This window comes from Bacteroides sp. Marseille-P3684 (genome assembly GCF_900291465.1).
GTDB lineage: Bacteria > Bacteroidota > Bacteroidia > Bacteroidales > Bacteroidaceae > Phocaeicola_A.
In genome coordinates this window covers 1,594,554-1,618,915 of record NZ_LT985808.1, presented here as the reverse complement: position 1 = coordinate 1,618,915, position 24,362 = coordinate 1,594,554, and the positions used below count along the sequence as shown (strand labels likewise).

General features: G+C 54.0%; 15 protein-coding genes and 1 tRNA gene. 5 read left to right on the top strand and 11 right to left on the bottom strand.

The window, feature by feature from the left end; genetic code table 11:
* Window positions 1-19 precede the first annotated feature (19 nt).
* Entirely contained in the window at window positions 20-5,653 is a 5,634-nt protein-coding gene (locus C8275_RS06190; protein ID WP_106484505.1) for an alpha-2-macroglobulin family protein, read from the bottom strand.
* Window positions 5,654-5,863: 210 nt separating this feature from the next.
* On the opposite strand from C8275_RS06190, the gene dinB reads away from it, so the two are divergent.
* Window positions 5,864-6,940, top strand: a complete 1,077-nt coding sequence (dinB, locus tag C8275_RS06185; RefSeq protein WP_106484504.1) for a DNA polymerase IV — start codon at window positions 5,864-5,866, stop codon at window positions 6,938-6,940.
* An 848-nt stretch (window positions 6,941-7,788) separates the two neighbouring features.
* On the opposite strand, the gene C8275_RS06180 is transcribed toward dinB, so the two are convergent.
* Window positions 7,789-7,860, bottom strand: a tRNA-Arg gene (locus tag C8275_RS06180).
* Between the two features lie 220 nt (window positions 7,861-8,080).
* Between C8275_RS06180 and asnA the strand changes: the two genes are divergently transcribed.
* Both asnA and ung read left to right on the top strand, forming a co-directional pair.
* Complete coding sequence (gene asnA, locus C8275_RS06175) at window positions 8,081-9,118, top strand: aspartate--ammonia ligase (protein WP_106484503.1); 1,038 nt, start codon at window positions 8,081-8,083, stop codon at window positions 9,116-9,118.
* A 115-nt stretch (window positions 9,119-9,233) separates the two neighbouring features.
* Entirely contained in the window at window positions 9,234-9,896 is a 663-nt protein-coding gene (gene ung / locus C8275_RS06170) for a uracil-DNA glycosylase (RefSeq protein WP_106484502.1), read from the top strand.
* 127 nt (window positions 9,897-10,023) lie between these two features.
* Here ung and C8275_RS06165 read toward each other — a convergent pair whose 3' ends face one another.
* Window positions 10,024-12,783: a putative LPS assembly protein LptD gene (locus C8275_RS06165; RefSeq protein WP_106484501.1), complete on the bottom strand. Its 2,760-nt coding sequence runs from the start codon at window positions 12,781-12,783 to the stop codon at window positions 10,024-10,026.
* Between the two features lie 89 nt (window positions 12,784-12,872).
* On the bottom strand, window positions 12,873-13,409 hold the full coding sequence (locus C8275_RS06160) for an HD domain-containing protein (protein ID WP_106484500.1): 537 nt from the start codon (window positions 13,407-13,409) through the stop codon (window positions 12,873-12,875).
* 113 nt (window positions 13,410-13,522) lie between these two features.
* Here C8275_RS06160 and C8275_RS06155 point away from each other — a divergent pair, with 113 nt between their 5' ends.
* On the top strand, window positions 13,523-15,496 hold the full coding sequence (locus tag C8275_RS06155; protein ID WP_106484499.1) for a biosynthetic peptidoglycan transglycosylase: 1,974 nt from the start codon (window positions 13,523-13,525) through the stop codon (window positions 15,494-15,496).
* Between the two features lie 88 nt (window positions 15,497-15,584).
* Here C8275_RS06155 and C8275_RS06150 read toward each other — a convergent pair whose 3' ends face one another.
* The 7 genes from C8275_RS06150 to C8275_RS14630 all read right to left on the bottom strand — a co-directional run bounded on the left by C8275_RS06150 (window position 15,585) and on the right by C8275_RS14630 (window position 22,061).
* Window positions 15,585-16,268, bottom strand: coding sequence for a zinc metallopeptidase (locus C8275_RS06150; RefSeq protein ID WP_106484498.1), 684 nt, complete (start codon window positions 16,266-16,268; stop codon window positions 15,585-15,587).
* Between the two features lie 249 nt (window positions 16,269-16,517).
* Window positions 16,518-17,792, bottom strand: coding sequence for an adenylosuccinate synthase (locus C8275_RS06145; RefSeq protein ID WP_106484497.1), 1,275 nt, complete (start codon window positions 17,790-17,792; stop codon window positions 16,518-16,520).
* A gap of 29 nt (window positions 17,793-17,821) precedes the next feature.
* Window positions 17,822-18,298: a Fur family transcriptional regulator gene (locus C8275_RS06140; RefSeq protein WP_022385134.1), complete on the bottom strand. Its 477-nt coding sequence runs from the start codon at window positions 18,296-18,298 to the stop codon at window positions 17,822-17,824.
* A gap of 206 nt (window positions 18,299-18,504) precedes the next feature.
* Entirely contained in the window at window positions 18,505-19,167 is a 663-nt protein-coding gene (locus tag C8275_RS06135) for a DNA alkylation repair protein (protein WP_106625750.1), read from the bottom strand.
* Window positions 19,168-19,182: 15 nt separating this feature from the next.
* The gene (locus C8275_RS06130) at window positions 19,183-21,195 is read right to left on the bottom strand and encodes a dihydrofolate reductase (protein ID WP_369861208.1); all 2,013 of its coding nucleotides are present in this window, start codon (window positions 21,193-21,195) and stop codon (window positions 19,183-19,185) included.
* A 211-nt stretch (window positions 21,196-21,406) separates the two neighbouring features.
* Window positions 21,407-21,862, bottom strand: coding sequence for a helix-turn-helix domain-containing protein (locus tag C8275_RS06125; RefSeq protein ID WP_369861041.1), 456 nt, complete (start codon window positions 21,860-21,862; stop codon window positions 21,407-21,409).
* A complete protein-coding gene (locus C8275_RS14630; RefSeq protein ID WP_157948194.1) occupies window positions 21,846-22,061 on the bottom strand; it encodes a hypothetical protein in 216 nt (71 codons plus the stop codon). The genes C8275_RS06125 and C8275_RS14630 overlap by 17 nt, the downstream gene beginning before the upstream one ends.
* Window positions 22,062-22,531: 470 nt before the next feature.
* On the opposite strand from C8275_RS14630, the gene recQ reads away from it, so the two are divergent.
* On the top strand, window positions 22,532-24,352 hold the full coding sequence (gene recQ, locus C8275_RS06120; RefSeq protein ID WP_106625749.1) for a DNA helicase RecQ: 1,821 nt from the start codon (window positions 22,532-22,534) through the stop codon (window positions 24,350-24,352).
* Window positions 24,353-24,362 lie beyond the last annotated feature (10 nt).

Genomic DNA, 24,362 nt, shown 5'->3' with positions numbered 1-24,362 from the left:
TTCAGCCGTAACGTGACGGCTACTTCACCTGTATCGTTCCGGCAGCGGAATGGGCATTCAGCTCCGGCGCATAGGCTGACTGGATGGTCGCGATGCCCAGGCTGTAAGTACCCGGAGCCGTCAGCGTATATTCCATGTCGAAGGTATGCACGCCCTTACGGAAGGTATCGGCAAAATAGCGGACGGAAGCATCCTTCACCACCCGGTAGTAACCCATGCCGTTGTCCCAGCGATAGCCGGAAAGCACCACACCCGGTTCCATGCAGGCAGCCTGCTTGTCTTCTATCTGTACGAAGTCCAGGTCGCGGTCAGCCGTGACCAGCAGACGGGAGAGCACCCGGTCGCCTACGTTCAGGACGTCTCCGGACTTCACCTCCTGCCACTCTTCCCGGTCACCGTTCCGGCGACGCACGAGCAGATGGCGTTCAATGCTCAGCCCCGTGGCAGCAGCGCTGACCCGGTCAAGCTGTTCCAGGTATTGGGCATAGACAGCACCCCACGACAGATGGTCGGCTTTCTGTTCCACAAGCAGTGTCTTCGGAGTTTTCGCCTTATCTCCGAGCGGAACGGTCTGCTTCACATAACCCAAAGCCGATGACGGCTCCTTGTCTGCCAGACGCTGTTTGTCGAGCGTCAGCACAGCAGGTTCAGCGGCATCCAGCCATTCGTCCCGTCCGTCCAACAGGGCATAGACCGCATTCACACTGTTCATCGGCGTATCCCATGCCTGCACCTGTTTCTGTTTCAGCAGCCAGTGCTGGAACTCCTGTACGGTACTGTCCGCCACACCCATCTCACGGCATACCTCGATGACCATGACCTGGGTCGGGATGCGATAGTCCGCCCAACTGTACCGGGCAATGTTCGTGTCATAGTAACGTCCCAGCTCGGAAGTCTGCACGGAGTATTCCAGGCACGATTGCAAGAAGGTCTGTCCGGCATCCTGCTTGCCGTTCTTCGTCAGCACATAAGCCGAAGCCGCTTTCCCGAAGATGGTCAGGGCTGACGACATCCGCTCCAGTTTCCCCATGAAATAGTTCCACGCCGTCTGTTCCTCGTCGGTCAGACTGCCACCGTAGAGCGTCTGCAGGTAGAGATAGTGCAGCATCGGTTCGGAAGGCATCAGGTCTCCCCCGTGCTTTTCTTCCGCCTCACGCATCCGCTTGTATTCCTCCACCATGTCTTCCGTCAGGTAGTGCATGCCCGAGCGGATGTTCGTCTGCACGTCATCGGTCGCCTCTTCTCCTGCCAGCTGACGCAGACGGAGCAGCGTCTCCACAACCTGAGTCGTCACATATCGGCTGCCCGGCATTCCGGGATACCAGGACCAGGCACCGTCAGCACGCTGGAGGGCAGACAGCTTCTTCACATAGTCCGATGTGCGTGCTTCCAACGTATTCAGGTCGAAGAGGGTGGAGAGGCGGCGGCGTTGCTCGGCTTCATTGGCAGCTTCCGAAAGCCACGGAGTCTCTTCGAGCAGGATGTTCTTCAGCTCACGGTCTTTCTGCAACTGGCTCCACAAGGTCTCTCCGGTTCCTCCTTGTGCCGCCCAGGCAGCTGCCACTTCGCGGATACGCGGATGGGCATTTGCCACGTGACTGCCCAGCGTCAGGGCATAGTAGGAGGAAACCAGCGAGATAGCATCGTCTGCGTCGGGTTGGCCCATTGACGGCAGAGCCATCACGGCAAGCCAAGCCGGGTGATTGGTATATTCCACCGTCAGCCGGCGTTCCGTAGCCGTGCGGCTGTTGTGGTTGAACAGGTCTTTCAGGCTGATTTCATGACGTCCCGCTCCGTTCACGGAGATGGTCTTGCTCTCGGTAATCCACTCCTTGTTGCTCAACACGGGCAGGTAGCGTTGCTCGCCGTCAGAGAAAGCATCTCCCTCTGCTACGAACCGGCAGGCAAGGAGGGTCGTTTCCGTCGGTGTCACACGGAAGGAGGCGACGGTCTGCTTGCCGGCACCCACCTCGAACGTCAGCTTTTGGGAGTCATGGACTTTCTCGGTCTGCGGGTCAAACAGCTCCATGCGCACCACGCCCTTGACCATCCGTGCCGAACGGTTCTGGATGGTTGCCGAGAGGGTCGCCTCATCGCCCACACGGACGAAGCGCGGCAGTTGCGCCTGAAGCATGAACTCCTTGCTTGCCACCACCTCGTCTTCCAGCTGACCGTACTGCATGTCCCTCGTATGGGCCAAGGCAAGGAAGCGCCATGTCGTCAGGCTCTCGGGCAAGGTGAAGGCAAGGGTTGCCACGCCGTCCTTGTCCGTACGGATGTGTGGATAGAAGAATGCGGTCTCGGCAAAGTTGGAGCGCGGAGTCTCGGACGTTGCACCCGTCTTCGTACCTGATTTCTCCAGCTGTGAAAGTGGAACAACATCTGTCACCACCACCTCCTGCATGTCCGCCACGGCGGGTTCCATCAACGCAGCATTCTCCACCACAACACTGCTCGCCACCGAAGCTACTGCCTTGGTCATGTATTGCCGTCCGGCAAATCCCCTCCACTGTTCGCGGAAAGCCATCAGTTCCGTCCAGTGGTCGAAGGACCAGAAGAAATAGCTGTACCGCTTGTTGCTCGTAAAGCCGAAATAGGCAGAAGGCAAGAAGGTTTCTGGTGCTCTCCACTGCACGGAAGGATAGCGCAGGTGGGAAGGCAGACGAAGCAACCATTCCAAGCGTCCATATTGGTCAAGCGAGTGGTCATAGAGGGTAGCAAGCAGCTCGGCATCGGCAGGAGTCCCATCGGGAAGAGTGATTTTCAACCGCCATTCCTCGGTATCACCCGGACGGAGACGGTCACGGAAGGTTTCCCAACGGAGTTGCAGCTCCTGTTTCGGAGTCGGGGGTGTCAACTGCTTGCTTTGCTGATAAACGACACCATCCTTCAACACCATAAATTGGATGAGAGCCCCTTCAGCATATTCGGGCTTGTTCGCGTAGCGGAAGGTCAACACGGAGTCCGTGAGCAGGAACCGCTTCTTCTCCAACCGACGGTTACCGGCAAAGACATCGTAGAAGATACAGGCGTCCTTGGCAGCCGTGCCCACCTGGATGGTGACTGTGCCTTCGGGCTTCAACTCACTCTGGTCCTGATAAACCCACAAGACGTCTTTCGTCGGGATGTGTCGGTCGTCCAAGCTGAAGAGCGTCAGAGAGGCTTTCTCCTCCGAACGACGCCCCCGGACATCGGCAGCCGTGAAGAGCAACTCATACTCACCGGAAGGCAACCGTTTGAAGATTTCCGGTTCGAAGGGACGGTTCGCCTCAAACTGTCCGCGATAGACGGGTTCGCCTGCCTCCCTCTCTCCATCTTCCTTGTAGCGATACGGAGCTACCGTCCATTCGCCGGTCACGTTCATAGAGACACCACTTCCGTTGGTCACACGGACGAGGAGGGAATCGAGGTGTTCCTTCACCTGCACATATTCACCCTTGAGGAGGAGCTTCAACGAGTTCTTTCCGGCATTTCCTGCCCATTCAGCCTCCTGAGTCTCTCCGGCAAGGCTGGTCACCGAGGCTTCTACCCGGAAAGCAAAGTTGTCATAGCTCATCGGGTCTGCTTCGCACTGCAGGCGGAAGGGGATGTGGAACAATCCGTCGTCGCCAACTGTGGTTTCTCCGGTAGTCAGCACCTGCTCGTCAGACATGCCATCACGTGTCCAGAACCTTTCACGGATTACCTTATAGGTCACTTTGCCTCCTGCCACAGGGGTTCCGTTGTAGTTCATTGCCGTGCCGGTCAGGGTCACACTGTCATTCACGGCATAGGCTTCCGTCAGCGGACGAAGCGCAACTTCAAACACCGGTCGCTTGTATTCTTCCACCCGACAGGTCGTCCTTCCTCCGTCATTGTCGCATTCGATAGTGACCTGTCCCGGCATGCAGTTCTCCGGCAAGGTTACTCGGGTACTGAAGGAACCCATATCGTTGGTACGCACATTCAGCCTCGCCAGCATCTGACCGTTCGTGTCGCGCACTTCCAACCCCACTTCCTGATTGACCGCCACATGCTGACGTCTGTCCTTATCCGTAAATGCCAGTCCGCTGAGCTGGATGGTTTGTCCGGGACGATAAACGGCTCGGTCCGTATATATATAGGTATAGAGGGTAGTCTCTGTGGCATCCTCATCGAAACGCAGCCAGTCCCAATTGCGCACGCTCAGCGTATCGGTACGTCCTGCATCCGACTTGTAGGCGCTCACATACAGGTCCTTGACCTCGCTCTTGATGAGGACTTCGCCATCACGTCCGGTCGTAGCTTTGCCCAGGGAGTGATAGACCTCCTTGCGTCCACTGATGTCGCGCTTCAGCCATTCCACCTCGGCACCTTCCACGGGATGTCCCGTCAGGTTGTCGAGCACCACGACCTGACGACTGTCATCGGGCAAGTAGAGTACCACGGGACGCAGGTAGCAATGGTTGAACTTCAGCTTCTCAACCGACTTGCCTGCCTGTGCCTCCACCACGTACTCCGAGGGATAAGGCAAGGGTTGCAGGGTCAGCAGGGTATCTTCCGCTTCATACGGCAACGGATGAGTCAGCCGCACCGTACGGCGTTCCACCACCTTACCGGTGAGGCGGTCTCTCACAGTCAGACGCATCTCCGGCACGGAACGATGATGGGCCCACAACTTCCAGGGTCGTCCTTTCAACGGAGTCGCATCCATAAGCAGACTCAGCACGGGGGAGGTCATGGCGTCCAGCCGTTCGCGGAAGGAATCGGCAAACTTGTAACGGGGGTACCGTTCCAGGGCTTCCCGGCACAGGCTGTAGCGGACGGAGTCTTCCTGCTCATGCTCCACCCACATCTGGTAGATGTAAGGCGGAAGAGAGGTGTCGCGGTAGGTATTGAGTGCCTGTTTCAGCGTGGCAATAAACGTCTCCCGTTGTTTCCAAAGCGGACTATTGCCGCCACTACCCAGATCGGACAAGGCTTCCGCCTGCCATAGTTCCATCAATCCGAGCGCTTCCCGATTACCGGACGTCCGGTAGCAGTCAACGGCACGGCTGTAGGTCTGAAGGATGAAAGCGACGCCGTCGGCATCCGTACACCGGTCCTGCATCTCCCGGATCATCAGCGACAGCAGGTCGTGCCCGAAGAAGGCACTCTCCTCCCCCTTCTCCACCAGCAAGGCATAGTCGCCGGTCGTCGTGCGTGCCAGCAACGGCATGTCCGTCAGTGCCTCGGTGTAGGCAGTCAATCGGGCACGCAGGAAGTCGATGCGGCTCCACTTGGCAGGGTCGTCCGACAAGGCTTCCGTCACCTGACGGCTGTCCGCCCTCTTCTGCATGCCGAGTTCATGGTAGGCATTGCCCAGCACCATGTTCAGCACGGCACGGTGGGCAGGATCTTTCTCGACTGCAATCCATTCCGTCAGCCGAAGCACGTCCGTATAGGCACTGTCGGGACTGATGGCACGGCGTTCCTGTGCTGCCGTGAGGAAGGCTTTAACCATGTGGGGGAAATTGCCGTCGCGCTCGGCACGGCGATAGATTTCGTCCGCAAGCCGGATGACGGATGCGGGCAACTCTGCTTTCTGCATGGCTTCCACTTCTTTCCACTGACGGGCGTAATCTTGTGCCATCAGCGGAACCATCCAGCAGAAGGCTGCGAGCAGCAGCATGCTTTTCAACAACATTCTTTCCATATTCTTTTGTTTAAGTTTACTCAAGTGTCAGTGACAAAGAGGCACGACACTCTCCGAATCATTTTACTCCACAGACATAGAGACTTGGTTTTTACCAGTAAACGTACCGGAAGGACACTTACTGCATAAAGACGTGCAAAAGATAATTAAAAGGAAAGAACGTGCCAAGCTTTTTTCACTATTTTCGCTCACGATTTACCGGACAACCCCATGACCTTACGCAAAATCATCCACATCGACATGGACGCCTTCTATGCCTCCATTGAACAGCGCGACAACCCGGAGCTGCGCGGCAAACCGATTGCCGTAGGACGCGAGGAGGAACGGGGTGTTGTGGCGGCGGCAAGCTATGAGGCACGCAAGTTCGGCGTCCGCTCTGCCATGGCATCGACCCGTGCACGCAAGCTGTGCCCGGAACTGATTTTCGTACCGGGACGGATGGAGGTCTACAAGAAGGTGTCGGAGCAGATACGCGACATCTTTGCGGAATACACGGACCTCATCGAACCGCTGTCCATCGACGAGGCGTTCCTGGATGTGACGGAGAACAAGAAGGGAATGGAACTGGCAGTGGACATTGCCAAGGAAATCAAACGGCGCATCCGGGAGGAGCTGCACCTGGTGGCATCCGCCGGTGTATCGTACAACAAGTTCCTCGCCAAGGTTGCCTCGGACTATCGTAAGCCGGACGGACTGTGCACCATCCACCCCGACCAGGCGCAGGACTTCATCGACCACCTTCCGGTAGAGGCTTTCTGGGGCGTGGGCAAGGTGACGGCAAAAAAGATGCACGAGCTGTTCATCCATACGGGGAAGGACCTGCGTGCCTGTTCGCTGGAGATGCTCACACACTATTTCGGCAAGGCAGGACAACTCTATCATGACTTTGCCCGAGGCATCGACGAACGTCCGGTGGAGGTCATACGCATCCGCAAATCCCTGGGCTGCGAACATACGTTGGAGCGCGACCTCACCTCGCGGACCTCGCTCATCATCGAACTGTATCACGTGACCACCGAACTGGTGGAGCGACTGAAACGCCACAACTTCCGCGGCAACACCCTGACGCTGAAAATCAAGTTCCACGACTTCACACAAATCACCCGCAGCCAAAGCACGGTGCAACCTCTCGTCACCCTGCAAGACATCCTCCCCCTCGCCAAACAGCTCCTGAAGGAGGTCGACTGCGAACATCATGCCGTCCGCCTCATCGGTCTCTCTGTCTCCAACCCGCAGGAAGACAGAAAGGGAGTCTGGCGGCAACTGGAACTGCCGTTCAAAAGGTAGCAGGCAGCGACCCCGAAAGCAGAAAGACACGATTTTCCCTCATCTGCTTGACAGAATCACCCGATACGCCCTTTTCAGCTAACTCGTCCTTTTCGAAAATCCGATAATCTGGAGACGAAACGTGAATGATTGCAAACGGAATGCCCGAAAAAAGCCCTTGATTTTAGAAAACTATACATTTCGTTTTCGAAAAACAGACAAAACGTGCCCGGAACAATATTGTTTCGCGAGCCAAACAATATAGTTTGACGCGTCAAACAATATAGTTTCACCTCCCAAACACTATTGTTTCATGCCCGGAAGTCAAGTCTTTGGAAAATGGAAGTAAAAAGAAGCGAGTTTCACTCTCTAGAAGAAGGGTGCTGTCAACAAATCGGAAGGTAATAAAAAGAGGGATGTAAGGAACGGGAAACAGAACAATGATACTCCTTCAACCTCAACACCCTCCGTAATGTCGTTCCAACGCCCCTGTATGCAACAATCTGTATTTTGCGAATCGCCTGAGAATGCCACGAAATCCACCAAATCGTATTTTGGTGCGAGGATTGGCACTCTCAGAACCTTCGTTTGACATTTTGTCAAAACGTAATTCAGAAACGTCCACCATCCCCAACGTAGGGGCGACCGGTCTGGTCGCCCGGTCCAATAACACCCGGTCCACCAACATTCGATTGACAATTGCATTGGTCCCAACAATGATGGGTCCAATAATGATTGGACCGGGCGACCGGTCCGGTCGCCCCTACATTTTTGTTTGTTGGACATCTGCCCGATAGACATTGTCAATTGGAACAATTGACACCAACCAAAAAAAGGACCTGCTGTCTGTGACAACAAGTCCTTCTGTGTATCCCCGTGGGGAGTCGAACCCCAATCGTTGGAACCGGAATCCAATATTCTATCCATTGAACTACGGAGACAGATTCTTTTCAAATCGGTGCAAAAGTAACAAATAATGCAGAATCTTCCTAACTCTGGCTGACTTTTTTATGCCGGACGTTCTTCTTTTTCATTTTCTAAACGTCATTTATATCGGGAATATACTATCAAAATAAAAACTATTATCTATATTTGCCCATCAAAAAGAAACGAGATAAGTAAAAATACAATTACCAAGTAAAGAGAAACCAAAAACAACAGATGAGTTATTTGATTGAACCGAAAAGCTACAAGCCGCTGCTCGACTTGAAACAAACCGAACTGGGAATCAAAAAAGTGAAGGAGTTCTTCCAGCAGAACCTGTCCTCGGAACTCCGCTTGCGAAGGGTCACCGCTCCTCTCTTTGTCCTCCAAGGTACGGGATTGAATGACGACCTGAGCGGCATCGAGCGTGCCGTGAGCTTTCCCATCAAGGACTTGGGCGACGCACGTGCCGAGGTGGTCCACTCGTTGGCGAAATGGAAACGGGTAACGCTGGCAGACTACCGGATAGCTCCGGGATATGGCATCTATACGGACATGAATGCCATCCGTGCCGACGAATCACTGGGCAACCTGCATTCGCTCTATGTTGACCAATGGGACTGGGAACGGGTCATCACGGCAGACGACCGCAACCTGGACTTCCTGAAAAACATCGTACGCCACATCTATGCTGCCATGCTACGCACGGAATACATGGTGTGTGAACAGTATCCGCAAATCGAACCGTTCCTGGCTCCGGACATCTTCTTCATCCATTCCGAGGAACTGCGCCGCCTCTATCCGGACAAGACACCGAAAGAGCGCGAAAGCCTCATCACCCGCCAGCACCGGACGGTCTTCATCATGGGCATCGGTGGCAATCTGGGTGACGGAAAGCCTCATGACCTGCGTGCTCCCGACTACGATGACTACACGACTCCCAACAGCGACGGGTTCCTGGGACTGAACGGTGACCTCCTCGTGTGGCATGACATCCTGGACTGCCCCATTGAGGTTTCCTCCATGGGTATCCGTGTGGACCGGGAGACCTTGCTCCGTCAGCTGACCCTGTCGGGGAAAGAGGAACGCAAGGAGCTCTATTTTCACCGCCGGCTGCTCGAAGGTTCACTGCCACTCAGCATCGGAGGCGGTATCGGACAGTCCAGACTCTGCATGATATACCTCCGCAAGGCACACATCGGCGAAATCCAGGCAAGCATCTGGCCCGAAGAGATGCGCGAAGCGTGTGCCAAACTCCACATTCCCCTGATTTGAATCCGTACCGGACTCCACAGGCAGACGTACAAAGATAACGGAAGTGGGATACCCGGTTCCACTTCCGTATCTCAGCATTTATTCGTAAGTTTGCAGCCAACCAACAAGCAGACTCATGAATGTACAGATAGAAGAGAGCTGGAAAAAACACCTGGCTCCTGAATTTGAGAAGGATTATTTTGTGCAGCTGACCGACTTCGTACGCAACGAATATGCACACACCACGGTCTATCCTCCGGGACGGCTAATCTTCAATGCTTTCAACCTCTGTCCTTTTGACCGGGTGAAAGTGGTCATCATCGGACAAGACCCCTATCACGGTCCGGGACAGGCTCACGGACTGTGCTTCTCGGTAAACGACGGGATTGCCTTCCCGCCCTCCCTGCAAAACATTTTCAAGGAAATACAAGCTGACTTGGGCAAGCCCATACCGACCAGCGGCAACCTGACACGTTGGGCGGAACAGGGTGTACTGATGCTCAATGCCACCCTGACTGTACGCGCCCATGCAGCCGGCTCCCACCAACGCCGTGGCTGGGAAGAATTTACCGACGCAGCAATCCGTGCCCTCAACAACGAACGGGAACACCTTGTGTTCATCCTCTGGGGTGCATACGCTCAGAAAAAGGGAGCTTTCATTGACCGCTCCCGTCACCTGGTACTGACCTCGGCACATCCCTCTCCCCTGTCGGCACACAACGGTTTCTTCGGCAACCATCACTTCAGCCTGACCAACGACTACCTCCGGGCACACGGACAAACCCCTATCGACTGGTAGCGGTTCTGACAGCGGACGAGAAAAACAGACAAAAAAAACGAGTTGACAAGGAGGAAGGCACCTGAACGGATGTCATGCCTTTCCAATCCTTGTCAACTCGTTTTTTTCCAGGAATCCGTCAACAGGTCTAGTACCACTCGACGTTGCTGCTGTAGCTGCTTCGCTTGTCCCACTTCAGGGCATCCTTCAGCATGCTGGCATTGGCACTGATGGTGAAGTTGTAGGACTGGTAACGTCCGAACACCAGACCACAGCTCATGCTGAAGCAGTGAAGGTCGCGGGTGATGTTGACGGTCGACATGGATATTTCTTTCGCCTCAAAGTCGTAACCGCTGGAGAAGTTCACGTTCCATCCTTCGGACAGCTTGAGGTTACCCGAGAAGTTCAGGTTCTGCGTGAAACGGTAGGGATAGCGCATCGTCTTCACATTGATGGGCTTTGAGCGGTCCTCACTCATCGTGATACCATAGGAGACCGTGAGCGACCAGGGCATGCTGAACTTCAGGTAGCCGTCATCGTCCACCTCGGCACTCACTTTCGTCTTCTTCTTGTTGCGCTGTTCCTCGCGTTCCTCCAGGTCGGTGAACTCTTCATCGTCCTCATTCTCCGTATCTTCATTGGTCTTCGTGTCCTCATCGTCCTTACCGAACCACTTCTTCCACGTGTTGTTGTCAAAAGTATATGAGAAGTTCTGGCTCATGCCCGAGAAGCGTCCGAAACGTCCGTAGGACCACTCCGTACGGTTGCCCTCCACCACCTGGCCGCGGTCGTTGAACTCGTAGGCATAAGTAGCAAAGCTGGCAGAGAGGTTGAAGGTCTTGCTCTTCGACAGCTTCAGACGCAGGCTGATGTCCATGTCGCTCCATGGCTTTTCCTTAGCGGCGAGGTTGTAGGACATGCCGACGCGAAACTCATCAATCAGGCTGATTTTCTTCACACCCGTAGAGTCCTTGTCCGACTTTACCTTCATCTCCAGGTTGTTTGACAACGAGAAGTTGATGTTGCCCGTCTTGCCTTGCGGAGCCGTTCCGTAGAGCATACCTTCATAATAGGAGTATTTCTGGGTGTAAACCTCACCGTTCTCGTCCGTATAAGTATAGGTATCATAGAAGCCGTAGCGCGACTTACTGAAGTCCGGCGACATGCTGTAGCTGACACTCGGCGTGAAGACGTGGCGGATCATCTCAATCTTGTCTCCGAAGATTTTAGGCGACGGCTTGTAGAAACCGTAGAGCTTCGTGTTTGCCGAGATACTGAAGTCGTAGTTGTAGACACGGTTGAAGCCGTTGATGGTGTCGCGCACCACCGTCTGCGTCTGCGGGTCCCACGAACGCTTGATTTTCGACAGGTACCACCGCTCGGTATAGTTGAACGACGGAGTGATGTTGATGTAGTTGAACAGGGAGAAAGTCGCCTGGATGGGGATGCGGTGCTGCCATCCGTTGCGCCAGTCACGTGCGAGGTTTGACTTCAGGATGTAGTCTTCCTTCGCCGTGATGGTGTTGCTGATCTGTCCTGTATACTGGATGGAGATTTTCTCATACCAACGTTCCGAGCCTGCCGCCTTCTTCCGCTTGAAGGGGAAGATACGGTTGAGGTTGATGTTCAGGTCGGGCAAGGTCAGCGACACGGTGGAGTCTCGCGTACTCTGCGAAACGTTGAAGGTGCTCGACAGCGTCAGACCAATGTCGGGGAACGTGCGCGAATAGCTCACACTCGAAGTCTTGGTGCTCTGTGCATACAGGCTGGGGTCATAGAGGCTGTTGAGGTTGTTCCGGTCATAGCTGGTCGACGAATAGTTGATGCTCGCCGAGAAGTTGGAGTTCGGGTTTGCCTTCGCATCCTGGCGGTGCGTCCATTGCAGGCGGAAGCTCCGTGTCTCCGTGTAGTCGGGCATTCCCTTGTCACCCGTCTTGATGTCCTGATAGTTGAAGCTGAAGTTACCGGAATAGCGATAGCGCTTGTTATAGGTTGACGCTGCATTCGCCTCCCAGGAACCTTTGGTATAGATACCTCCGGTGAGACGCAGGTCAATGTTGTCGTTGATGGCAAAATAGTAACCACCGTCACGCAGGTAGAAACCACGGGTAGACTCGTCACCGTAACTCGGCATGAGGAAGCCTGACGAATAGCTGCTGCTGAACGGGAAGAAACCGAAGGGGATGGCAAGCGGAAGGGGAACGTCCGCCAGCACCAGCCAAGCTGGTCCGAACACGACATTCTTCTTCGGACGGACTTTCGCACGGCTCAATGCCAGGTAGAAGTGCGGATGCTCGTGGTCGTCGCACGTGGTGTAGCGTCCGTGCTCCATGTAGTACTCCTCGTCGTTGCCCTTCTTGGCACTCTCGCTGGTGATGTATCCTTCCCCCTGTTCGGTGGTGATGTTGTTGATGAAACCGCGCTTCGACTTGAAGTTGTAGCTCATCTTCTCCGACTCATAAGGAGTCTCGCCGTCCTTGAACACCGGTTTGCCCTGGATGGTTCCCGTGGTGTCCTTCACTCCGTTGGCGTGGACAATGCTGCTGTCCATGTTCATCGCCACGACGGCGGCAGTCAGCTCGATGGTCTGGTAATTGATTTTCGCATTGCCATACATGCGGGCAAAGCCGTCGACGGCTGTCATGACCGTGGAGTCTGTCGAAGAGAAAGTGACAGGCGCTTCGAGGGCATCCTTCTTCTTGGCAGTGGTATCTGTCTTCAGTGTATCAACAGCCAGCGAGTCGAGCAACAGCGAATCTTTCGGCAGCGACAGGGAGTCTGTGACCAGCGAGTCGAAAGTCGGATTTCCCTTGGAACGCCGACGCTGCGCATCCGTACTCTGCGGAATGAGCGACAGCATCATGATAAACAGAAGAGGTATATATAAACAGTTTCTTAACGATTTCATCAATCCCTTATTACAGTTGGTCGGCAAAATTACATATTATCCACCAATGGTAAGAAATGAGAGCTTCTAATTTTATTGATTTTTAGGTGTTAAAGAAAGCGCTCGCACCACTCCTTGAAACGCTCCACTCCTTCCTCCCCGAAAGGAGCCAGGCTACGTAAGACTTTTTCTACGCTTTTCTCCCGGTCCAAATGGGTCTTTGAGAAGAATTTATCGGCAAAGCAGATGACCTGCTCCTCCAGACTGACGGGGAGCATGTCGCGATGGGGAACGGGCAACTGTTCGCGCACAATCTGCTCCAGCGAGAGTCCGGTTCCGGTATGGCGTTCGCATACCAAAGCATGGCGGGGGAACCCCTCGGCACGCACCAGGTCCGCTCCCAACGAACCGTGGCAGATGTAGGGCTTGTCACCCAGGCAACAGATACCGGGGGCATGCGTCAGGAAAATACCGATGTCATGAAGCAGGGAGGCTTCTTCCAGGAATTGGCGGTCCAACAGAAGCTCGGGATGGCGGTCCGCCACCTGCAACGCCTTGTCTGCCACCGAACGGCTATGCACCAACAGGATGTGTTTCAACTCGTTTTCAACGGGATAGTATTTGTCGATGAGGGCTAATGCATTCATAGATGTTCGTTGTTTGCGCAAAGGTAGGCAAAATATTCGATTTCCCTCCCAATCATTCGTCCAAGTCCTTGCTTTAGACTACTTTTGCAGCCGCAAAACGTATAGAAACAAACATGCTTCAACGACATTGGAAGATTGCTGCCGGGATAGCCGGAGCGGCAATCGTGATTGGCGTCGGTGTGCTCTTTGCCGCCAAGGATTCCTTCCTCCGACGTATGGCAGGACAGCACATCTCTGCTCTGGAACAGCACTACGGTCTGCACGTCGGCTACCAATCGCTGGGTCTCGAAGGGCTCAACACGGTCTGTCTCCGTGGCTTGACGGTCGTCCCTGACGGACGAGACACCCTGCTCACCCTGCAACAGCTCGACCTGAAACTCAGCTTGTGGAAACTCATCCAAGGAGAGATATGGGTCAAGACAGTCACCCTGGACGGACTGTCCGCCAACCTGTTGAAGAACGACTCCACCGCCAACTATGACTTCCTCTTCCGTGGAACCGACAGCGGCACACAGGAATCGTCCGACCGGACAGCCAACTATGCCACCCGCATGCACACACTCCTGAGCTGGCTCTACGGACGGGTGCCCGACAACGGACGCATCAGCAACGTCTGCATCCGCGAACGGCACAACACCCACGGTGTCACCCTCCGTCTGCCCGAACTGCTCATCGAGAACAACCGCTTCCGGACTCACCTCTCCATCACGGAAGACTCCCTCCCCACCCAGCAATGGACCTTGAGCGGACAGCTGTCCCCCTCGGAACGCAACATCGACGTCTGTCTGTCAGCTGACGGACGCCAGCCTCTGCGACTGCCCTACCTGCAACGCCGCATTGGGGCAGACATCCGGCTCGACACCCTGACCTGCCGACTGACGGAGACAAGTGGCGGAAGCAGCCTCACGCAACTCAACGGACGGACACACGTCGCCGGACTGCAGGTGTTCCATCCGGCACTGTCGCCTGATACCGTTCGCCTCGACCGCGGCACACTGGACTGCCGCCTGAACTTCCGTCCGCAGGACATCGAGCTGGACAGCACCAGCACCGTGCGTTTCAACCGGCTGACGTTCCATCCCTACCTCTGCCTCACCCATCGGTCCGACACACGGCTCTCGCCCCTGGAACGGTGGCATGTCCGGGCATCGGTCAACCGTCCGTGGTTCCCCTCGCAGGACCTCTTCGGCTCCCTGCCCAAAGGACTCTTTGACACCCTCGACGGCATCCAGACGGAAGGCGAACTGGCGTACCACGGATTGCTCGACGTCGACTTTGCCTGCCTTGACAGCCTGAAGCTGGAGTCGGAGCTGCAAAAGAAGAATTTCCGCATCGTCCGTTACGGCAACGCCAACCTGAGCAAGATGAACGGCGAGTTCGAATACACGGCTTACGAGAACGGGCGTCCCGTCCGCACCTTCCCCATCGGTCCGTCGTGGGAGCACTTCATACCCCTCAGCCAAATCTCCCCCTTGCTGCAAATGGCAGTGATGCAGAGTGAAGACGGGGCCTTCTTCTACCACCGCGGCTTCCTGATCGATGCCCTGCGCGAGGCGCTCATCGAGGACTTGAAGAAGCGGAAGTTCGCCCGAGGAGGCAGCACCATCAGCATGCAACTGGTGAAGAATGTGTTTCTCAACCGTCAGAAGAACATCACCCGCAAGCTGGAGGAAGCACTCATCGTGTGGCTCATCGAAAACCAGGGACTGACCTCGAAGGAGCGTATGTATGAAGTCTACATGAACATCATCGAATGGGGACCGCTGGTCTACGGAGCCGCCGAGGCTTCACACTTCTACTTCAACAAGCGTCCCTCCGAACTCAGTACGGAAGAAGCCATCTTCCTGGCATCCATCGTCCCCAAGCCCAAGCACTTCCGCAGTTCGTTTGATGCGGAAGGCAACCTGCGTGAGAGTCTCTCCGGCTACTACCACCTCATTGCCGACCGATTGGCCAAAAAGGGACTTATCACGGAAGCTGAAGCCGAACAGATCCGTCCCGTCATCCAGGTGACCGGTCCTGCCAAGGACATCATTGCACGCGATTCGGTCTCTCTGACGGAACCGGAAATAAAAAAGCCGTTTTGAATCCCCTTCCTCCTGCATCCGACTCCGGGACGCAAACAGGCAAGGATTCAAAACAGCTTCCTGTATCAAAGTCTGTATCAGGGAGGACTTATTCGCGACGTCCGCCCAGGTAAATCATCACGTAATAAAGTAATGTGGCAAGCGAGCTGAGTGCGGCAATGACGTAGGTATAAGCGGCAGACCGCAATGCATCCGTAGCCTTGTCGTGGGTGCGGACAGTCGTGATGCCGGCACTGTTGAGCCATGCCAAGGCACGTCGGCTGGCGTCAATCTCCACCGGAAGGGTAACAAAGCTGAACAGCGTCGTCATGGCAAACAGGATGATGCCCAACAACATCAGTCCCTTAAACACCTGAAGGGTGAGCATGCCGATGAGCAGAATCCAAGGTACGATGCCTGACGAAAACTGCACGATGGGTACCAATGCCGAACGCAGCCGCAACGGAGCATAGGCACGGGCATGCTGCACGGCGTGTCCGCATTCATGGGCAGCCACCGCAGCGGCAGCCACACTGTTGCTGGCATAGACGCCTTCACTGAGGTTGACCGTCTTGTTCATCGGATTGTAGTGGTCGGTCAACATGCCTGGCGTATGAGTCACCTGCACGTCATAGATGCCGTTGTCGTGAAGCATCTTCAGGGCAATCTCGCGCCCGGTCATTCCGTTCTCGGTGGGAATCTTCGAGTAGCGTTCAAACTTGTTCTTCAAATTTGCCTGCACCAGGTAGCTGATGACGGCAATGGCACCAAACAATATCCAATATCCAATCATAATGTTTCTATGTGTTTAATGATTAATCTGTTTAAGGAAAAGCAAACGATGTGCCAAAGATAGGAATTCAGGCAGGAACTGCCATTTATACAGAGGCTTTTTGGGAATGTTTTAGTAAAAAAAGTAAAAGACACGGATGAAACCCGGGCTTCCCCTGTTTCCTCCGTGTCTTCGTTTCTTGGTATCCGCACCGACGGGGCACAGCCGGTGTCAGCAAGCACCCGGTTGCTACCCTCCATCGTGGGCGGTTCAGTCTTTTTCCGTATAACGTACGATGGTCTGTTCGCGGTCAGGACCCACGGAGACAATCTTGATGGGTGTCTCCAGTTCCGACTCCAGGAACGACATGTAGGCATTGAATTCCTCGGGGAACTCGTCTTCACTGGTCATCTTCGTCATGTCGGTCTTCCATCCCGGCATCTCCACATAAACCGGCTCGATACCCTCGTTGATGTCATAGGGGAAGTAATCGATTTCTTCGCCGTTCACCTTGTAGGACACGCATGCCTTCACGGTGTCGAATCCGTCGAGCACATCGCTCTTCATCATGATGAGCTGGGTCACCCCGTTGACCATAATGGCATACTTCAGGGCAACCAGGTCAATCCAGCCGCAACGACGTTCACGTCCGGTCACGGCGCCATATTCGTGGCCGATGGCACGGATGGTCTTTCCCGTCTCGTCAAACAGCTCCGTAGGGAACGGACCGCTACCCACACGGGTACAATAGGCCTTCATGATGCCGAAGACTTCGCCGATTTTGTTCGGAGCCACACCGAGACCCGTGCAGGCGCCTGCACACACCGTATTGGAGGAAGTCACGAAAGGATAGGAACCGAAGTCCACATCGAGCATCGTTCCCTGTGCTCCTTCACAAAGCACTGACTTCCCGTCTTTCAAGAGGTTGTTGATTTCATGCTCGCTGTCCACCAGGTGGAAACGCTTCAGGTATTCGATACCTTCCATCCATTCCTTTTCCAGCTGGGTGATGTCGTACTCATAGTTCAGGCTCTTGAGAATCTGTTCGTGACGTGCCTTGGCTGCTGCATACTTCTTCTCGAAATCATGCAGGATGTCCCCCACGCGCAATCCGTTCCGGCTCACCTTGTCGGTGTAGGTCGGTCCGATACCCTTTCCGGTGGTTCCCACCTTGGCAGCTCCCTTGGCAGCCTCATAGGCAGCATCGAGAATGCGGTGGGTAGGCAATATGAGATGGGCTTTCTTTGAAATGTGAAGGCGTTCCTTCAGGTCGTGTCCCGACGCTTCGAGCGCCTCGGCTTCCGCCTTGAAGAGGGCCGGGTCGAGCACTACACCGTTGCCGATGATGTTCACCTTGTCACCCTGGAAGATTCCGGAGGGAATGGAGCGGAGCACATATTTCTGTCCTTCAAACTCAAGCGTATGACCGGCATTCGGTCCGCCTTGGAAACGAGCTACTACGTCATAGTTCGGGGTCAGCACGTCGACAACTTTACCTTTGCCTTCGTCTCCCCATTGGAGTCCTAGCAAGACGTCTACTTTCATGATCTTTTTGTTTTTTATAGTATGTTGTGTCATTTCTTGTCCGGGGTTTGTTTTTTCCTCCGTCGCGCCGCAGCCGCACACCGTCCGCATGTCCCGTAAATATAGAGCGAATAGTGCGACATCTGGAACTTCTTCAGGTCCATCTGTGCAATGTGGGTCTGCAGGTCCTCGTCCTGGAATTCAGACACTCGTCCGCAAGTGGTACAAATAAGGTGGTGGTGGGTCTCGATATTGAACGACTTCTCGTATTGGGCGGTGTTGCCGAAAGCATGTTTGATGAGCAGCTTGGCGTCGAGAAGCAGCACGATGGTGTTATAAAGCGTGGCACGGCTGACACGGAAGTTCTCCTTGCTCAGCATGATGCCGTAGAGGGTTTCGATGTCAAAATGTCCGTCAATGGAATAGATAGCATCGAGTATGGCAAAACGCTCGGGTGTCTTGCGATGCTTATTGACACGAAGATACTCGGTAAACAGTTGTTTGACTCTATCTTTTACATTGTCCACGTCTTAACAAACTCATAGGGTTTACGCGCAAAATTACGCCTTTTCGCTGAAACAGAAAAGAAACCTGTGAATATTTGAAAGAGACGGATGCAAAAAAGACGGAATCGTCCGTCGGAAAGACAAGCCGGCGAGCCGAAAGGGGGACGGAGCGGTACTGTCCTCCTTCATCGGCTCGCCGGAATATGTCAGGTCATGCAGACGGCAGTTCAACCCTCCGTCTCAAGTTTTACTTCCTCATAAAGGTTGCGCAGCGTCTCATCGGCTGACTCTTGCAGGGGTGCCAGGGCTGCCAGGGCCTTTTTGCCTGCATCCTGCCCTTGCTGTACGTATTTCAGCAGCGAAGCGTAGGCACACCGACGGACGAAAGGTGTTCCGGACTGAAGTGCGGCAACCACCTGGTCGAGATACTCGTTTGCCGAACGTTCGCTGAGTGCCTGGTGGCGGGTAAACAGACGCGCCAGAATCAGGTAACCGCAGGCTGCAAAGTATTCACGTTCGTCAGCAATCCACTCGAACGCCTTTTCAGAAGCGTAGGGCAGATACTGGAACAGGTGCTGACAAGTCAGTTCCGCCAGCTCGGGATAGTGCATATCCTCCACCCATATCTCCGCAATCTCGGGATAAAAGGTGTCGACGGGCTGGAGCATGGCTGCCAGTATCTTCGATTCGCGGATGTTCTCTTTCCAGAGAGCCTGCGCCAGCTGATGGTCTTTCGCATAGCGGGCGGCGATCTCTTTCAACCGGGGGACTTCCACACCGAAGTTGAGTTTGTAGTCCAGCCCCTTGTCGCGCATGCTTTTCGAAGTGACACCGTTCATTCCCATGCGGAACTGGGTCTTGATGTCCTTCAGCGTTTCTTGCAAATCCATCATGGGTATACTCCTTTATTCGTTGCGGTAAGGCAGGTTGGCATACTCCTTGCTGTAGCGCAACATCTGCTCGGCATAACCTTCCTCATAGGAAATCTTCACGTCGGTGATGTTGCCGTCCTTGTCGGTCACCGGTGTGTATACCGGATTGACAAAGCCCTTATAAGGAGCCAGGTGAAGTTTCTCATAGCGGGCAAGCACCTCCTTGTGCAACTCAGGGTCTACCTTCACGGCATACGTCTCCACGAGGTTGCGGGCTGCATCGAAGTCACCTTCCGACTTGATGCGTTGGATTTCTCCCAGGAGCTTGCCGAAGAGGGCACGCAACTTCTCATAGTCGTTCACCTTCACATAGGTTTTTCCGTCCTTCTTAACCAGTTCCACCACGTTGTCCGCCTTGCCGTTTTCGAAGGCCCAGCGGGCGATCAGCTGACGGTTGCGCATGTGTGCTTCCTCCACATTGTTTCCCGGTTCGATGCGCACGAGCTGCGTCATGAGTCCGTTCATCATGTAGGTGTAATATTCCGCCTTGTAAGCTTCCGCATCCGGAGTCAGTCCCAGTTCCACCATCTTGGCATCAGGCAGGTAATACAGACCGAAGAGGTCGGCACGTGCCTCCTCAATGGTCGACCCGTATGCTTTCAGGGCATCCTGGTCAACACCCGGCAACAATTGTCCCGAACCGTGTCCCAGGCATTCGTGCAAGTCAGTATGCAGGTCGTTGGTCAGGTCGGCATACTTGTCGAGCAAGGCGCGCTCGGTATCGCTGTACACGAACTCCTCGTTGAACCCGTTGCCGTGGGCAGCCTTGTTGTAGGCATCGGTCAGGTTTCCGATGGTCACCGACTTCGAACCGTGTACACTGCGGATCCAGTTGGAGTTGGGCAGGTTGATTCCGATGGCTGTCGACGGATAGAGGTCGCCACCCAGGATGGCTGCCGTGATGACCTTGGCGGTAATGCCGTTCACGGTATCCTTCTTGAAGCGGTTGTCTACCGGCGAGTGTTCCTCAAACCACTTGGCGTTGGCACTCAGTGTTTCGGTCCGCTTGGTCGCCTCTTCATCCTTGAAGTTGACGATGGACTCCCAGCTTGCCTTCAGTCCGAGAGGGTCTCCATAGCTTTCGATGAAGCCGTTGACAAAGTCCACCTTGGCATTCTGCTCGTTCACCCACAGGATGGAGTACTCGTCAAACGTCTTCAGGTCTCCGGTGGTATAGAACGCAATCAGCTTGTCGATGACAGCCTTCTGCTGGTCATCCTCCGCTACGGTCTCGGCTTTGCGCAACCAGTAGACGATGCGTTCGATAGCCTTGCCATACAGCCCTCCGACCTTCCAGACCTTTTCATGGATTTTGCCGTTCTCCTTCACCAGTCGGCTGTTCATGCCGAACATCACCGGCATGGTATCGGCAGGGTTCTTCATCTTATTATAGAACGCCTCGGCTTCAGCCTGAGTCACGCCTTCGTAATAGTTGCAGGCGGATGTGAGTATCAGGTCTTCGCCATCAGCCTGATTGACCCGTTTCTTCATCACATCCGGATCGAAGATGACGGGGAACACCTCGTCGCACAACTGGTCCACGGTCTGTCCTTCCGCCAACGGAAGTTTGGCTGCATCGACCCCCTTCAGTGCTTCCCGGAAGAACTCCTGCGTGAAGCCCGGCACAAACTTGTCGGTTGCATAGTGATGGTGGATACCGTTGGAGAACCACACCCGTTTCAGGTAAGTCTCCATGTTGACGAAGTTACTGTCCGCCCGGTCTCCCTGATAGTCGGTGTAGACCGTCTCCAGCATCTTGCGGATGGTCAGGTTGTATTTGCCATTCTGGTCGTACAGGATGTCCCGACCTTCGAGGGCAGCCTGCGACAGGTAGTAGACCAGCTCTTTCTGCTTCAAGGTGAGCTTGTCAAAGTCCTTCACCTTGTAACGCAGAATCTGCAAGTCGGCAAACTGCTCCACGGTGTACTTAAAATCGTCAGCCGGCACAGCCTCCTTATTTGCCGTGCCACAAGCTGTCAATAACATTGTAGTCATAGCCATTTGCATCATTCTTTTCTTCATAATCACTATTATTTTGAATTCATGGTATCAACAAATGAAGGTTGTCTGCAAAGCGCTTCAGCGTCCGGGCACCCATTCTCTCAATTCAGAAAGCAGGAGTCCCCTCCCCTTCCCTAGCCCAACGTCAAAGCAGACTTTCCAGACAACCTTCCCAATTTCAAGCTATCGTGTGAAGTTACTTGCTGTTCTTCTCCAGATGTCTCCGTCTATAGTTGCGGGGAGTCTCCCCTTTCAACTTATAGAATGCGGCATAGAACGACTGACGGTTGGCAAAGCCTACCATCGTACTGATTTCTTCCACGTTCTTGTCCAGATAACGCCGGTCAATCAACAGGTGTGCCGCTTCGCGGATGCGGTATTCATTGACCAGACACGAGTAGTTCATACCGAAGCGTGAGTTGATGACTGCTGACAGGTAGCGGGTATTGGTCTTCAAGTCCGACGCCAGCTCCTTGGCAGAATAGTCAGGATCTTTGTACTTCTTCTGAGCAACGATGATGTTCACAATCTTATCATACAGTTCGTCCGCCAGTTCAGCGCGGATCAAGGACCGATAAGCAGCATCCTTTTCCTTTCTTTCTCTAATGTTGTAGGGGCGACGTACCTCTCCTCCTTCAACATCCTTCGCCATTTTTGTCATAAGTTCTTGTAGAAATTTTTACATTAATTCTCTTTTCCTTGGATTCACACAAAGTACATATATTTTTTTCTGTAAACAATACATCTTTAATCTTTTTTTTTTCAAAAAGAATATTAACCCGATTAATCCTTTTCGGAGACTTACGAAATAAAAAAACTGAAACACCTGATTGTTTTACTTTAAATTTCATTTGAAACCATGTCGGGGGTTCATTTGATGTATAACGCACGCTTAAATGCAAGAAACCAAAGTCGATTTGTGAGTTTCGGGGCGGGTACCGTCTGTTACGGAATGAAATGAGATTATTTCCCATCGGACGCCCAAATGAAACTTGACTATACCTATTATATATAGGTGAAATCCACGTTATCATTCTTTCTAGGAATTCGTCTTAAAAGGGGAAAATCTTATTCAATAATTAACAAAAACATTTTCGAGTATACAAGAATCAGGAATTTTAAAAGCACTTCCATTTGTAAAGAATTAAGAATAAATCAAGTAACTTGTATTGTAAACAATAAGCCCCATCGGAAAAGGCTTCTTGAAAACATCGGGAGACTCCTTCATCCCCAACGACTCAATTCGAGAAGAGGCCGTCTTGCCCCTTCAACCTATTTATGTATCTTTGCAGACCATACTAAAAACAGACATCCGTCCATGATGTTACAGACACTGAAAACTTACTTCGGATACGACTCGTTCCGACCTCTCCAAGAAGAAATCATACGCAATGTCCTTGCCCGCAGAGACACCCTGGTGCTCATGCCGACCGGTGGAGGAAAATCCATCTGTTACCAGCTGCCCGCCCTGCTGATGGAGGGAACAACGGTGGTGATATCGCCGCTCATCTCCCTCATGAAAGACCAGGTGGAGGCACTGCGCGCCAACGGTATCGCTGCCGCAGCACTCAACAGCGGCAACTCGGAGGCAGAGAATGCCCTGCTACGCAAGAATTGCCTGCAAGGACGCATCAAGCTGCTCTATATCTCTCCCGAACGCCTGATGGGCGAAGTGAATTTCCTGCTGAAAGACATCAACGTATCCCTCTTTGCCATCGACGAGGCGCATTGCATCTCCCAGTGGGGACATGACTTCCGTCCGGAATATACCCAGCTCAAGGTCCTGCGCAAGGAATTTCCACGCATACCGATGATTGCTCTCACTGCCACTGCCGACAAAATCACGCGGCAGGACATCCTCGACCAGCTGCAACTGAAAGACCCGCGTATCTTCATTTCCTCGTTCGACCGTCCGAACCTGAGCCTGACCGTGAAACGGGGATACCAACAGAAGGAGAAGATGCGCGCCATCCTTGACTTCATCGACCGTCACCGGGGGCAATGCGGCATCATCTACTGCATGAGCCGGAACAAGACGGAAATAGTCGCAGCCGCCCTGCAACGGCATGGAATCTCCGCCACCATGTACCATGCCGGACTCAGTCCCGCAGCACGGGACCGTGCACAGGAGGACTTCATCAACGACCGGGTACAGGTGGTGTGTGCGACCATCGCATTCGGCATGGGCATCGACAAGTCGAACGTACGTTGGGTCATCCACTACAACCTGCCCAAGAGCATGGAGAACTTCTACCAGGAGATAGGCCGCGCCGGACGAGACGGACTGGAGTCGGACACACTGCTGTTCTACTCGTTGGGGGACATCATCCTGCTGTCCAAATTTGCCAACGAAAGCTCGCAACAGGAAATCAACCTCGACAAGCTCCACCGCATGCAGCAATATGCCGAAGCCGACATCTGCCGGAGACGCATCCTGCTCAACTATTTCGGAGAGAATCGCGAATATGACTGCGGACATTGCGACGTCTGCCTGAATCCTCCCCAACGCTTTGACGGGACCATCCTGGTGCAGAAAGCATTGAGTGCTATCGTCCGTGCCAATGAACGCATCAGTACCCACCTGCTGGTCGATGTCCTGCGAGGAAACTACACCCATGAGATTACCTCCAACGGCTTCGACCGGTTGAAGACCTTCGGAGCCGGACGCGACGTACCGGCACGCGACTGGCAGGACTATCTGCTGCAAATGCTGCAGCTGGGCTATTTCGAGATTGCCTACAACGAGGACAATCACCTGAAGGTGACGGAAAGCGGGCGCAAGATTCTCTTCGGACAGGAGAAAGCCATGCTGGTAGTCATCCGGCGCGACAAGGAAGAAACCAAGAAAAAAGGACAACGGAAGAAGAGTGTCGAGAAAGAACGTCCGCTGCTCAAGCCCGAGCTGCGGGAAGAGGACGACGATTTGTTTGAAATACTCCGTGCTCACCGTAAGAAATTAGCCGACGAGCAAGGCTACCCCGCATACATTGTCCTTTCTGACAAAGTGCTGCACCTGCTGTGCAGTATTCGTCCGACAACGGTAGAGGCGTTCGGGAACATCAGCGGCATCGGGGACTTTAAACGGGAGAAATACGGCGATGGCTTCGTCAGCCTCATCCGGAAGTACCTGAAGAAGCAGTGAGCATCCTGAG

Excerpts from the sequence above, each read along its gene's own strand:
- C8275_RS06190 (WP_106484505.1), bottom strand. The coding sequence starts at position 5,653 with ATGGAAAGAATGTTGTTGAAAAGCATGCTGCTGCTCGCAGCCTTCTGC.
- dinB (WP_106484504.1), top strand. The coding sequence starts at position 5,864 with ATGACCTTACGCAAAATCATCCACATCGACATGGACGCCTTCTATGCC.
- asnA (WP_106484503.1), top strand. The coding sequence starts at position 8,081 with ATGAGTTATTTGATTGAACCGAAAAGCTACAAGCCGCTGCTCGACTTG.
- ung (WP_106484502.1), top strand. The coding sequence starts at position 9,234 with ATGAATGTACAGATAGAAGAGAGCTGGAAAAAACACCTGGCTCCTGAA.
- C8275_RS06165 (WP_106484501.1), bottom strand. The coding sequence starts at position 12,783 with ATGAAATCGTTAAGAAACTGTTTATATATACCTCTTCTGTTTATCATG.
- C8275_RS06160 (WP_106484500.1), bottom strand. The coding sequence starts at position 13,409 with ATGAATGCATTAGCCCTCATCGACAAATACTATCCCGTTGAAAACGAG.
- C8275_RS06155 (WP_106484499.1), top strand. The coding sequence starts at position 13,523 with ATGCTTCAACGACATTGGAAGATTGCTGCCGGGATAGCCGGAGCGGCA.
- C8275_RS06150 (WP_106484498.1), bottom strand. The coding sequence starts at position 16,268 with ATGATTGGATATTGGATATTGTTTGGTGCCATTGCCGTCATCAGCTAC.
- C8275_RS06145 (WP_106484497.1), bottom strand. The coding sequence starts at position 17,792 with ATGAAAGTAGACGTCTTGCTAGGACTCCAATGGGGAGACGAAGGCAAA.
- C8275_RS06135 (WP_106625750.1), bottom strand. The coding sequence starts at position 19,167 with ATGGATTTGCAAGAAACGCTGAAGGACATCAAGACCCAGTTCCGCATG.
- C8275_RS06130 (WP_369861208.1), bottom strand. The coding sequence starts at position 21,195 with ATGTTATTGACAGCTTGTGGCACGGCAAATAAGGAGGCTGTGCCGGCT.
- C8275_RS06125 (WP_369861041.1), bottom strand. The coding sequence starts at position 21,862 with ATGGCGAAGGATGTTGAAGGAGGAGAGGTACGTCGCCCCTACAACATT.
- C8275_RS14630 (WP_157948194.1), bottom strand. The coding sequence starts at position 22,061 with ATGAAATTTAAAGTAAAACAATCAGGTGTTTCAGTTTTTTTATTTCGT.
- recQ (WP_106625749.1), top strand. The coding sequence starts at position 22,532 with ATGTTACAGACACTGAAAACTTACTTCGGATACGACTCGTTCCGACCT.